Genomic DNA, 12,151 nt, shown 5'->3' with positions numbered 1-12,151 from the left:
GGCCCCATCGCGCACACTGCACGGCTTTATCGGATTACGCCCTGCACGGCTTTATCGGATTATCGGTATATCGGATAACCGGGCCGGACGTCCCGGACCAGCCGCGCGGCGAGCTCGGTGAGCCGGTCCCGTTCCGCGTCGCTGAGCGGCCCGGTGAGCTCGGCGATCCGCCGCCCGATCTCGGCCTCGCCCCACTGGACGACCTCGCGCCCCTGTTCGGTGAGCGCGACCAGCACACCCCGGCCGTCGTACGGCGACGGCGAACGCTGCACGAGCCCGCGCTTCTCGGCGCGGCTCACCAGCCCGGTCGTGGAGGACTTGTCGAGCCCGAGGTGCTGCCCGAGTTCCAGCATTGCCGGCTGCCGGTCCCGCAGCACGCCGAGCATCCGGATCTGCACGATCGACAGGTCGTGCTCGGCGCCGACCTCGCTGAGGATGCGCTGGATCTGGAAGGACAGCTGCACGAGGGCGTCCATGGTGCTCATCTCGGTCACCGGCACACCTTAACTTGACGTAGTACGCGAGACAAACTACCTTCGAAGTAGTACGTGACACAAACCGATTGGGGGATCCACCATGCACGCCGCCGTTGTCCGCTCGTTCGGCACGCCGCCCCGCTACGAGTCGTTTCCGGCGCCCGAGCCGGCCGCCGACCACGAGATCCTGGTCGACGTCCTGGCCGTCGGCCTGCATCCGCGGGTCCGCTCGTCGGCGGACGGCTCCCACTACACCTCGGACGGGACACTGCCCCTGGTTCCGGGCATCGATGCGGTCGGGCGTACCGCGGCCGGGGACCTGCTGTATTTCGTCGCTCCCGATACGGCAATCGGCACCATGGCGGAGCGGGCGGTAGTCGACCGGCGACGTGCGGTACCCCTGCCACATGACACGGATCCCGTGGCGGTGGCTGCGGCGATGAACCCCGGCATGTCGTCGTGGGTGGCGTTGCGCCGGCGCATCGCAGTGCAGCCCGGCGCGGAGATCCTCGTCCTGGGCGCGACCGGGAACGCCGGACAGCTCGCCGTGCAGATCGCCAAGCTGCTCGGCGCCAAGCGGGTGGTCGCCGCCGGCCGCGACCCGTCCCGTCTCGCCCTGCTCAAGGACCTCGGCGCCGACGACGTCCTCGAGCTGCCCGCACCGCACCGCTCCCCCGAAGCCGCACCCGCCTCCACGGTGCCCACCTCGTCGTCCGTCTCGTCGGCGGCCTCGTCGCCCGGCGAGTCGGCGGCCGTGCCTGCCTCCTCGGCATCCGGCGAGGCTGCTGCCGGGCGCGGCCCCGATGCGGAAGCGGCCGCGCGGCTGGCGGAGGCGGCCGCGGACGTCGACGTCGTCATCGACTACGTCTGGGGCCCGGTGACCGAGCGGCTCCTGCCCGCCCTGCTGACCGCCCGCAGCGACCGCGGGAAGCCGCTGACCTGGCTCGAGATCGGCTCGGTGTCCGGCCCGGAGATCACTCTCCCGTCGTATCTGCTGCGGGCCGCCAACGTCGCCCTCGTGGGCAGCGGCCAAGGCTCGGTGCCCACCGCCGCGATCGTCGCGGAACTGCCGTCCCTGGCGGCGGAGATCGCGGCGGGCACCCTGACGGTGAACCCCGTCGCCGTGCCGCTGGCCCGCGTCGAGGAGGCCTGGTCCATGCCCACCGCCCCGGGCGAGCGCCTGGTCCTGATCCCCTGACCCCAGCCCGCCGTGCTCATCGACCTGTTCGGCCTGTCGTTCGAAACCGCCGTTGGCCGTCGGGAGAGATCAGAGCGATTTGAGCGCGCGTGCCGATCGGGCGCTGTGTTTCGCGAGTTCCTGGTCGATACGGGCGTTCGCGGCCTCGTTGAGCACCACGGCTGCCGACTCGTTCGCCTGCGCCTGCACCAGCTGGGCGCGCAGCCCGTTCGGCGGGTGGGAGTCGAACAGCGAGAGCTGGTCGCGCAGCTCGGCCTCGCGCCGGGCGGTGAGCTGCGGCCGGATCTCGGTGAGCAGTCCGGCGGTGGTCGCGGGCCATGCGGTGACCGGCCGGCCGGCTCGCGCGTCGCGTTTGACGAGCATCGCGACGCTGTCGAGGACGGTCAGCAGGTCGAGCAGTTCGACGGTGGCTGCGCGCCCCGCGGCTGTCGCGGCCAGCCGGTCGGCGCGGTACTCGGCGCGCTGGCCGTCGCGGAAGGCCAGGATCTGCAGCGCCAGCCGGGGCAGCAGCAGCACCGCGCGCAGGACCGCGGTTAAGGCGCCGAGGATCAGCCTGGCCCAGAGGCCGTGGTCGCCGGCGGGCCGCAGCAGGATGGAGAGCCGGTGCAGGGCGGTGAAGGCCGGCTGGACGACCAGGCCGCGACGCGGGTCGCCGTTGACGAAGTGGCCGAGCTCGTGGCCGAGCAGTGCGACCCGCTGCTGGCGGGACAGTGCGTTCCACAGCGGCAGGCCGAGGACCAGCACCCTGCGCCGGCGCAGGCCGTAGCTGTCGGCTGAGGCGTTGAACACGTCCTCCTCGACGTAGATCGCCGGGGGCTGCGCGCCGACGGCCGATGCCACCTGCGCGACCAGCGCGTGCAGCTCGGGAGCCTCCGCCGGCGTGACCTCGGTGGCGTACTTCGGCACCCGCCCGAAGCGAGGGCGCAGCTCGACCGCGACCCCGATGACGATCAGGCCCAGCAGCAGCCCGGGACCGGGGAACGACAGGCTGCACAGCCAGACGCCGGCCAGGAACAGAGCGATGATCAGCGCGTACAGCGCCCAGGACGAAACGAGGAGCACCAGGGAGCCGCCGGTGCCCGCGGAGCGTGCGTGCAGCTGTGCGTCAAAGGTGGTCTTCGTGTGCCGGAAGGCCGACCGGTAGGCGATCCGGTCGAGCCAACGCCAGCCGAAGTCTGTGTTCACACCGGGAGATCTTGCTATACGCCGCGCATCGCCGTGTACCCCGCCGAACGGCATGCGTTGACCAGCCGATCGGGGTGCTCGGGGCCCGGGTCTCGCGATCTCCACCGGGCCTCGCTGAGCCACGCTGAGGGAGGCTCCGCGAGGCTGAGCCGCGCCGAGCCGCAAGCGCGCGGTCGCGGTGCTCGCCGCCGGCCACGTTGGCGCCGTGCTCGGCGCTGTCCGCGCGCAGCTTCGCCCGCGGTGACCGCGGGACGCCGGGGAATTACCGGATTCCGGCAATCCGATAACCGGTATTTCGCCTACTCCGCGTGTTCGGCTCGGGATAGATGGGTGGCGGCGGCCTGGTGCAGGTCGATGTCGTGGACCAGCACGCGCGCCGTGTCGTCGTCCAGTTCCCCCGACTCGATCGCGCGGACCACGGCGTCGCGCTGGGCGTCGAAGTCCTCCGCCGCGGCCGGGCCGGCGTGGGTGACCGCGGCGGCCGCGATCGCCTGGCCGCGTTCCAGCAGCTCGTTGGCCTGGCGGCGCTCGGCGCCGGTGTCGATGTTCAGCCGGCGGACCAGCATCGGGATCGTCGTGCCCTGGATCAGCAGCGTACCGAGCGTGACGAACAGCGCGATCGCCTGGATCGCGTCGCGCCCCGGGAACTCCTCGCCGTTGCTGAGCGTGTGCGGGATGGCGGCCGCGGCGGCGAGGGTCAGGATGCCGCGCATGCCGGTCCAGCCGACGATGACGGACTCCCGCGTGGTCGGCACGCCGAGCGGGCCGCGCCACTCGCCGGCGCGCTGGCTGAACTCGCGCCACTCGCCGCCGCCCTGGTTCAGCGCGCGTCGCTCGCCAGCGCCCTGGTTGGCCTCGCCGCCGTCCTGGTTGAGCCCGCGTCGCTCGCCGCCGCCTCGGTTGGCCTCGCCGCCGTCCTGGTTGAGCCCGCGTCGCTCGCCGCCGCCTCGGTTGGCCTCGCTGCCGGCCTGGTTCAGCGCGCGCCGCTCGCCAGCGCCCCGGAAAGCCCCGCCGCCCAGGTTGGGTTCGAGGCCGCCCTGGCTGGGTTCCCGCCGCTTGCCAGCACCGCCACGGTCGGACTTGCGCCGCTGCTGAACCCGCCGCATGCGCGCCTCTGCGCGGCGCTGGGCGCGGGCCCGGAACTGCGGGTCGTTGGCGAGCCGCCGCTCGAAGGACCTGCGGCGCAGCCCCCACCAGGCGAACAGCGCCCACACGGCGCCGAGCCGGAACAGGATTACCGTAATCAGCAATACGACGGCGCTGACGAGCGTGATCGCCAGGCCCGGCCGGGCGGCGGCGTGCCCGAGATCGGTGACCACGAAGCGCAGCTGAAGCCCGATGTAGGCGAATACGAACGTTTCCAGCAGAAAGTCGAACACCGGCCACACCGCGTCCTCCTGCAGGCGGGTGCGGTACGCCCCGGGGTACTGATGCTGCGGGTCGAGCATCGTGTTGACGGTCAGCAGGAACGCGGCGGCGACCACGGCGAGGATGCCGGAGGCGTGGATCTGCTCGGCCGTCAGGAACGCGGTGAACGGCAGCAGCAACGCCAGTGACGTCTCGAGCACGGGATTGTGCAGGCGGGGCCGCAGCCACAGCGCGGCCGCGGAGAGCAGGCCGCCGACCACGAGTCCGCCGACGACGGTGTACCCGAACAGCGCGAACGCGTTGTGGAACACCGTCTCGCCGGCGCCGGCCGCCGCGGCCGCCAGCCCGAACAGGGTGAGCGCGGTCGCGTCGTTGACGAGGCTCTCGCCGGTCAGGATCGCCGTGACCCGCCGCGGCAGCCCGAGCTCATCGCCGTGCGACACGGTGGTGATCGTGTCCGGCGGCGCGAGTACCGCCCCGAGCAGCAGCGCCGCGGGCAGCCCGATGGTCGGCATGAGCCAGCTGCCGACGAGCCCGGCGACGCCTGCGGAGAGTACTACCAGCATCACGCCGAGTGTGAGGATTGGCCGCAGGTTCTGCGAGAATCCGGATGCTGACGCTCCGCGAGCGGCCGAGTGCAGCAGCGGCGGCACCACGACGGCGAGAATGAGCTCGCTGTCCAGTTCCAGCCGGGGTACCCCGGGAATGAACGACGCCGCCGCGGCCAGGACGACCACGACCAGCCCGGGTTGCACGCCCCGCCGGTGCGCCCAGGCGGACACCGCGATGCCGCCGACGATGATGAGCAGCAACTGCACGCCGTTCATGGAAGATCACCTTATCGGTGCGCACGTTCTGTGTTTACGTCCGCCCGGTAATCGCCCCATTACGCGGCAATTCAGTATCATGTACCGCCCGGCAATCCGGTCCGGTGTCCGGCGCTCACCGGCACGGGCCGATCCCCCTCCCCCCCCCGCATCGTCACGGCGTCGCGGGCGCCATGAATTCGTGCGCGCCGCGCAGCCGGGTGTGGAGCAGGCCGGTTGCCCGGCCGATGTCGAGCCGGACGTCACCCGGCCGGCCCGACGAGGATGCGCTGCGTAGCCGCGACGCGTCCAGGCCGTCCCGCTGTGCGACCAGCACGCCGAGTTCGTACCGGCTGACCGCGTCCGCCCCGGCCACGTTGAGGATGCCGCGGTAGTCGCCGGCGGCGAGTTCCAGCAGGGCGTCGGCGAGGTCGTCGACGTGGACGGGCTTGCGGATCTCGTCGGCGTACAGCGCGCCGTCGATCCGCCCGGCGATGAGGTCGTGGGTCAGTGCCTCGTGCCCGCCGTCGCCTTCGGCGAGGATCAGCGAGGTCCGCACGATCGCCGCGGCGGGCGCGGCGGCCCGCACCGCGGTTTCCGCCGCCGCCTTCGCCGCACCGTACCGATACACCGGCTCCGGCTCGTCGCCCTCCGTGTACTCACGATCACTCCGTCCGGCGAAGATCGCGTCGCTGGACACGTGCACCAGGCGAACGTTCCGGCAGGCCAGCGCGACGTTGGCCGCGCCGTCGGCGTTGATCGTCCAGTCGTTGCGATCACGCGCGGCCGCCGCGTGGATGACGTAATCCGGGCCGACCGTATCCACGACGTCGCGTACCGCATCCCGATCGCGGATATCGAGCCGGACGCAGGCCGGGCCGGGTGCGGCGGCGGCATGGGAGCTCGCGCCCTTCGCGCCGGTGACCCGCGGCGACGCGCCGAGGAGGACGGCAGCGTGCGTCTCGGGATCGCAGCTGCTCACGTGGGTGCCGACAACCGTGTGCCCGGCGCCGGCCGCTCGAGCGGCGACCCGCCGGCCCAGCGACCCGGTCACGCCGGTGATCAGGATTCGCGCCATAGGCACCAGTAATACCTGAGAGCTATCCGTAGATCGCCCGGTGGCGTGACGTGACGCCCCAGGTCCCACCCTTATGGTCCGCCCATGACGACCGAACGTGGTCGGGCCGTCGACGCACCGCGCGCGGCTCACCGTATCCACCGCCTGACAGCCCGTGACCGGACGCAACGGACCTTCGCGGAGCGCGACAGTGCACGAACCGTCAGTGGTGAGTCGGCGGGGATGGCCGGATTTGCGTGAAAACGCGGTACGACACAATGGCTCCTCATGAGCGACGTCGACGCCTCGCCATGCTCCGCTGACCGTGCGTGGCGGTATTAACTGCAATGCCACAATTCCGCTGGGCGGTGCTCACCGCCACCGCATGCCTACTCTTCGGCGTTGTCTTGTTGCTCGGGTACCTGCGGATGGCCCGCGCCGTGACGGTCAACAGCGACGGCGCGAGCAACGCGCTGCAGGCGTGGGACCTGTTCCACGGCAACCCGCTGCTGCGCGGCTGGACCCTCTCGGACGTGTCGTTCTACCCGACGGAGCTGGTCCAGTACGGCCTGGTGCAGCTCGTCACCGGGGTCAGCCCGGAACAGATCCACGTGGCCGCCGCCATCACGTGGACGCTGGTCGTGCTGCTCGCGGCGTGGCTGGCCCGCCCGTCCGGCGCCGCGCCGTCCGGCGCCGCTGCCGGATCGGCTCCGGCGACCAGCACGGTTGCCGTCCCTCTCGCCGGAGCTGCTGGCACGACCGCCGCCCCGGATCCGCACGCGGGCGCACCCGACGCCGGTCCGCACGCGAGCACCATCGCCGCCGGTCCGGATGCCGGCACCGCGGCCGCCGATCCAGCTCACGCCAGCGCTGCGGTGGGCGATCCGGCTGGCACCCGCACCGCGGCCAGCGATCCGGCTCGCGCCAGTAGCGCGGCCGGTGATCCGGCCGTGGCCGACCGTGACTCGGGCGAGGAAGCGTCCCGCGGCCGGACCCTCGGTGCCGCCTGGGGGTGGCTGGCGGCGGTCATCGCGGTCGCGATCCTGTTCGTGCCGATGCCCGGGCTCGCCTACCAGACGCTGCTGTCCTCGCCCAACCACACCGGCTCGGCCGTGCCGCTACTGATCGCCTGGCTCCTGGTGGAACGGGCCCGTCACCGTGCGTGGATGCCGTACGCGGTGGCGGTCGTGCTGGCGTGGGGTGCGGCCGGTGATCCGCTGATCACGTTCGTGGGCGCGGCGCCGCTGGTCGCGATGACGCTGTTGCGGGCGTTGCGGCGGCGCGAGCTCCGCGGGGTGGATGCCCGGCTTGCGCTCGCCGGTGTCGCGTCGATCGTCCTGTCGCACGCGGCGCTCTGGCTGATCGAGCGCCTCGGCGGGTTCCACGCGCCGCGCCCGCCGATCCAGTTGTCGCCGGTGTCGGAGTGGCCGGCGCGCGCCGGGACCGTGGCGCGCATGGTGGGCGTCCTCTTCGGAACGTATCGCCCCGGCGTCCAGGCGCCTTGGGTAGAGGTGATGCTACAGGCGGTACACATCCCGGGTGTATTACTGGCAATCCTGGCCCTGTCACTCACCGCAATCGGGCTGCTACGCGGCACCGCCGACCGTCTCGACGCGGTGCTGGCGGTGGCGATCGTCTGCGACCTCGGCGCGGAAATCGTCTCGACGCTGCCGATCGACCTGCTCGCCACGCGCGAGATCGCGCCGGTACTGCCGATGTCCGCCGTGCTCGCCGCTCGCCTCGCCGACCGCTGGCTATTGCAGCGATCTCCGCACGCTGCGCGCCCCGCCAGTCACCCGACGCCACAGGCCGAACCGCCCACCATTGCAGCAATTCCGCTCGCGGACGGTGCCGGCGGCCAAGAGCGGCATGTCGCTACCGACCGTCGCGACGTTAGTGCACGTCGCAGACGTCGAGGTGCCGGAGCCGACCGTCGCGGGGCGGCCGTTCATCGGGTGCCGGCCCGAGCCGGCCTGGGATTGCTGGCGGTAGTCCTGGCGGTGCAGGTGGTCGCGTTGGTCGGGTACGCGCCGCCGCGGGCGGACCCGATCGAGGGTCAGGCGGCCGCGGACTGGCTGCAGCGCCAAGGTCTGCGCTACGGGCTCGGGTCGTACTGGGTGTCGAACAACATCACGGTGGGAACCTCACGCGCCGTCACGGTCGTGCCGGTGCTCAGCGGTAACGGCAAGCTCACCGGGATGTGCTGGCAGACGCACATCGACATGTACGACCCGTCGGCCCACGACGCGCGTTTCGTGCTGCTGGAAACGGAGCGCCCGATGTACGGAACGCCACGCGACGTGCTCGCCCAGTACGGCCAGCCGCTCCGGCGCGTCGATATCGACCGGTATGCGATCTTCGTGTACGACCGGAATCTGCTCGACGGGTTCAGCGCGGCCTGCTGAGCCAGCCGGCCGCGCGTCGCGGGGCCGGGCGCAGCTACGGCTGGGCGCAACCGGCCGCGACCGCGCGGGGGCGGCGCGTCCGGGGCCGCGCTTCGCGCGAACCCGGGTCAGCGGCCGCCGAGACCGATCGTGGCGGCGTGACTGAGCGACAGGGTGATGTGGCCGCGTTGACGATGTCGCGGGCGAGGAGCTCGACCTGGCGCAGGTAGTCGTGTTCGGTGAGTTCCGGTTCGAGCACTCGACCAGCATGAGAGATGATCGGCGCAGTTGTCCAAACTCGGCGCCTGTTCGGTGTTTACCGAGGTGAAGGGTAGTGCTCCGGATGCACGCACAGCTCGCCGCTCACGCGCGCCGTCCCTGCCGACTCGGGTGCGGTCAGCTTCGCAGGTAAGTCAGGACGGCGAGTACCCGGCGGTGGCCGTCGGCCTCAGGGAGGTCGAGTTTGGTGAAGGTGTTGCCGATGTGTTTGGCCACCGCGGCGTCGCTGATGCCGAGCGTTCGGGCGATGGACGGATTGTTGTCGCCTTCGGCCATCTGCCCGAGCACCTGCCGTTCCCGTGTGGTCAACCGGTCGAGTGGGTTAATCGTGCGTCGGCGGTTCAGCAACTGCCGTACCACGTCGGGGTCGATGACGGTCTCGCCAGCCGCGACCCGCGACACCGCGTCGGAGAAGTCGGCGATCTCGCCGATGCGGTCCTTGAGTAGGTAGCCAACTCCGGCCCGACCGGACGGGCCGAGCAGTTCAGCGGCGTACGCGGTGGCCGCGTACTGCGACAGCACGAGGACCGCCGCGCTCGGGTCGCTGGCGCGTAGTGTCACCGCGGTGCGCAGCCGCGGCGAGGTCGAGGAGCGCAAGCACCGACAGCAGGCACGCGCAATAGCCGAGTTCGCGCCAGGTGGCAGCCTCGGTCACCCGCCGCCGCACCCACGCCCAGCCGCTCGGGGACGCGGGTGCGTGCGGGTCGGGGACCGCCGGCGGCTCCATGAAGCCGAGCCGGTGGCGCTCCAGCGCCCCGATCGGTATGCCGACGAGCAGCAGCAGCGGCGGAAACAGCAGCAGCGGCATGATGGCCAGCCAGGCGATCGAGATGACCGCCACGCTACTGACCACATAGGCCAGGCTGCGCCATGGCCATCGCGACAGGACGAATCGGACGGGGTTGCCCGCCATCGCCCGCCACACGCTCGTCGCCACGGTCACGACCCTGCGACGCAGCAGCTGGAGGAGCGGTGTCAGCCCGCACCGATGACGCCGAGCAGCAAGGTGGCGGGTTCGAGCGCCAAGAGTGCACTGTCGGCTGTCACGAGTAGCAGCAGACATGCGGTCAGGGCCGTGATGACACCGAGTGTGCTGTGCATGAATCTGACGCGGGTGGCGCTCGGGTCGCCGGCGTTACGCCGCTTCCAGAAATGGGCGCTCGCCAGGCCGGTTGCCACCATCAGCGTGGCGGAAATCGCCCCCATGACCCAGTAGTATCGCTCGACCTCGCCGAGCAGCACCGTCAGCGCAGGGGAACCGGCGTGCGGGCTGGCCGAATCCGTCAGCCCTTCGCGCATCTCACTCAAAACCTGTGCAAGTTTTCCGTCGGCGGTTCTATCGGGTAGCAGCGGCAGCAACGCGACCAGCGGTACGGCCGTCACCTGGATGTTCACCCCTAGCACTCCCATGGCGAGAACCGTCAACACCGTTGCGGCTGTGGCGACCGCCGCGTACCAGGGCCGGGCGCGCAGGTATCTCTGCCACAGCGCGGTGGTGAGCAGGGCGAAGACAATGACCAACAACGCGCTGATCGCCACCTTGATCGCATGCCATTGGAACCAGTAGTCGACCAGCGTCGTCAGGCGGGCGGGGAGCGCCGGGGTTCCGCTTCGCCAATACTCGACGAAAGCGCGCCCGAGGGCGTCCTGCAGTTTCACGTCACTGTCGTAAGCCCCGAACTTTGGCCTCAGGAGGGCGGCGGGGGCGAGCACGAATGCTGCCACCACCGCTGCACCGGCCGCCAGCAGCAACCCGATCACAGGCCTCGAATGCAGTCGAACAGTTTTGCGGCCGGAACCTGGTGTTGATTCGGCGGCACCAGTTGTCGTGATCGGTCGAAATCGCATGGGACGACGGTAGAGAAGGGCCGCTCGGAGCACGATGGCACATGAGCTAGCACAACCGGATGAGGCTGCGCTACCCGTGCGGTATAGCTGGCTCTACCTCAGGTCGATTAGCCGGGAGGAGTCTCACCTCCCGGCTACCCCAGATCTGGGCGTAACAGTCTCCCGTTGCCTAGCTCCGGTCACCACCACACACTCACACCCTGCCTGCCTGCCTGCCGGGCGAAGCGGACCCACGCCCCCGTGGTGGTCAGCGAGCCGAGCAAGCATCCTGTTGACGTTGGAACTTGGCGATGGCGGCGTCGCTCGTGTCGAGCACGATGCCGTCGACGGTGCGGAAGTGGCGGCCCTTGGCGTGCAGGTCGTCTTCGACGATGGCGAGGAGTTCGCGGGTGTCGCGGCCCAGCCGGGTCAGGTCGAGCGCGACGAGGGTGTCGCCGCGGCGCATGTGATCGAGGGTGGCGGTCAGGCCGGGTCGGGTGGTGCCCTTGGCGCCGGATTGCCGTCAGGGCAGCTATCCCCGGACACTGCGCCGCTCCCGGCCGGACCTGAAGAAGCTCGGTCCGTGTTGGCCTCAGCGCGCGTCCGCGACGGCGAAGTAGTCGCCGTGTTCGAGGTCTTCGAGCAGCGTGTGGTGGCTCGGGGTCCAGCCGAGCAGCTCGCGGGTGCGCGCGCTGGAGACCGGGACGTCGGCGGCGAACACCAAGGCCAGGGCCGCGCTCCCGAAATGCGACGAGGCCTCGTCCAGACCGACCGACACCACGGGCAGATCGAGCGTGCGGCCGATCTTCTCGGCGATGTCCCGCAGCGGGATGCCGCTTTCCGCCGCTCCGTGGAGCGCGGTTCCGGCCGGCGCCTTCTCCAGCGCGAGCCGGAACAGGGTGGCCGCGTCGAGGCGGTGGACCGCGGGCCACCGGTTGGCCCCGTCGCCGATGTAGGCCGACACACCCGTCTTGCGGGCGGTCGCGACCAGCATCGCGACGAACCCGTAATCGCCCGGGCCGTGCACGGTCGGGGCGAGACGGATCACGCTGGAGCGCACTCCCCGATCGGCGTAGCCCAGGCAGCTCTGCTCGCCGGGGATCCGATACGCGGCGAACGCGTCGCCGCTGGGCGCGTCTGTCTCCTCGCTCACCCGTCCCGGGGTCATGACCATCGTTCCGGACGTTGATACGAACGGTTTGCCGGTACCGGCCAGCGCGGTTCCCAGCGTCTCGATCGCGTTGACGTCACGTCTGGTGATTCCGGACCAATCGCCGGGCTCACCGCCGGCGGCCATGTGCACCACGGCGTCGGCGGCTGCCGCGCCGGCGCGCAGCCGGTCGAGATCGTCGAGCGAGCCGGCGAACGGCTCCGCTCCCAGTTGAGCCAGGCGATCCGCCGAGGCGGTTGAGCGGGCCAGCCCGGTGACCCGGTGACCCGCGGCAAGCAGCTCCGACACGACAGCAGGACCGGTCAGGCCGGAGCCGCCGGTGATGAACACATGCATGGTGGTTCTCCGCACGCTAATTGGAGCGCGTTCCGTTTTCGTCGGCGACGTTACACAACCGGAG

The 12,151-nt window shown here is 71.0% G+C and carries 9 protein-coding genes and 2 pseudogenes; 2 read left to right on the top strand and 9 right to left on the bottom strand.

What is annotated here, in order from left to right; all coding sequences use genetic code 11:
- Nucleotides 1-59: 59 nt before the first annotated feature.
- Entirely contained in the window at nucleotides 60-485 is a 426-nt protein-coding gene (locus ACQPXD_RS28160; protein ID WP_432843982.1) for a MarR family winged helix-turn-helix transcriptional regulator, read from the bottom strand.
- Nucleotides 486-576: 91 nt separating this feature from the next.
- On the opposite strand from ACQPXD_RS28160, the gene ACQPXD_RS28155 reads away from it, so the two are divergent.
- Entirely contained in the window at nucleotides 577-1,674 is a 1,098-nt protein-coding gene (locus ACQPXD_RS28155; protein ID WP_432824317.1) for a quinone oxidoreductase family protein, read from the top strand.
- Nucleotides 1,675-1,743: 69 nt separating this feature from the next.
- On the opposite strand, the gene ACQPXD_RS28150 is transcribed toward ACQPXD_RS28155, so the two are convergent.
- From ACQPXD_RS28150 to ACQPXD_RS28140, 3 genes are all read right to left on the bottom strand, one after another.
- The gene (locus ACQPXD_RS28150; protein ID WP_432824316.1) at nucleotides 1,744-2,859 is read right to left on the bottom strand and encodes a M48 family metallopeptidase; all 1,116 of its coding nucleotides are present in this window, start codon (nucleotides 2,857-2,859) and stop codon (nucleotides 1,744-1,746) included.
- 299 nt (nucleotides 2,860-3,158) lie between these two features.
- Nucleotides 3,159-5,054: a cation:proton antiporter domain-containing protein gene (locus ACQPXD_RS28145; RefSeq protein WP_432824315.1), complete on the bottom strand. Its 1,896-nt coding sequence runs from the start codon at nucleotides 5,052-5,054 to the stop codon at nucleotides 3,159-3,161.
- A gap of 154 nt (nucleotides 5,055-5,208) precedes the next feature.
- Nucleotides 5,209-6,111, bottom strand: coding sequence for a sugar nucleotide-binding protein (locus tag ACQPXD_RS28140; protein ID WP_432824314.1), 903 nt, complete (start codon nucleotides 6,109-6,111; stop codon nucleotides 5,209-5,211).
- A 347-nt stretch (nucleotides 6,112-6,458) separates the two neighbouring features.
- Between ACQPXD_RS28140 and ACQPXD_RS28135 the strand changes: the two genes are divergently transcribed.
- Nucleotides 6,459-8,495 carry a hypothetical protein gene (locus tag ACQPXD_RS28135; RefSeq protein ID WP_432824313.1) on the top strand — a complete coding sequence of 679 codons (2,037 nt, stop codon included), beginning with the start codon at nucleotides 6,459-6,461 and terminating at the stop codon, nucleotides 8,493-8,495.
- A 375-nt stretch (nucleotides 8,496-8,870) separates the two neighbouring features.
- Here the strand turns inward: ACQPXD_RS28135 and ACQPXD_RS28130 are convergent.
- From ACQPXD_RS28130 to ACQPXD_RS28110, 5 genes and pseudogenes are all read right to left on the bottom strand, one after another.
- A pseudogene (locus ACQPXD_RS28130) lies at nucleotides 8,871-9,326 on the bottom strand (LuxR C-terminal-related transcriptional regulator); the annotation flags it as partial.
- The gene (locus ACQPXD_RS28125; RefSeq protein WP_432843980.1) at nucleotides 9,238-9,561 is read right to left on the bottom strand and encodes a sensor domain-containing protein; all 324 of its coding nucleotides are present in this window, start codon (nucleotides 9,559-9,561) and stop codon (nucleotides 9,238-9,240) included. The gene ACQPXD_RS28125 and the pseudogene ACQPXD_RS28130, both read right to left, overlap by 89 nt.
- Before the next feature lie 167 nt (nucleotides 9,562-9,728).
- Nucleotides 9,729-10,514 (bottom strand): hypothetical protein, encoded by a 786-nt coding sequence (locus ACQPXD_RS28120; RefSeq protein ID WP_432824312.1) that lies wholly within the window; start codon nucleotides 10,512-10,514, stop codon nucleotides 9,729-9,731.
- A 334-nt stretch (nucleotides 10,515-10,848) separates the two neighbouring features.
- Nucleotides 10,849-11,088: pseudogene (locus tag ACQPXD_RS28115) on the bottom strand (recombinase family protein); the annotation flags it as partial.
- Nucleotides 11,089-11,172: 84 nt separating this feature from the next.
- Nucleotides 11,173-12,087, bottom strand: coding sequence for an SDR family oxidoreductase (locus ACQPXD_RS28110; RefSeq protein ID WP_432824311.1), 915 nt, complete (start codon nucleotides 12,085-12,087; stop codon nucleotides 11,173-11,175).
- Between the last annotated feature and the right edge of the window lie 64 nt (nucleotides 12,088-12,151).

The organism is Dactylosporangium sp. CA-092794 (genome assembly GCF_050948465.1).
Classification (GTDB): Bacteria; Actinomycetota; Actinomycetes; order Mycobacteriales; family Micromonosporaceae; genus Dactylosporangium.
This window is presented reverse-complemented; position numbering and strand designations above follow the sequence as displayed.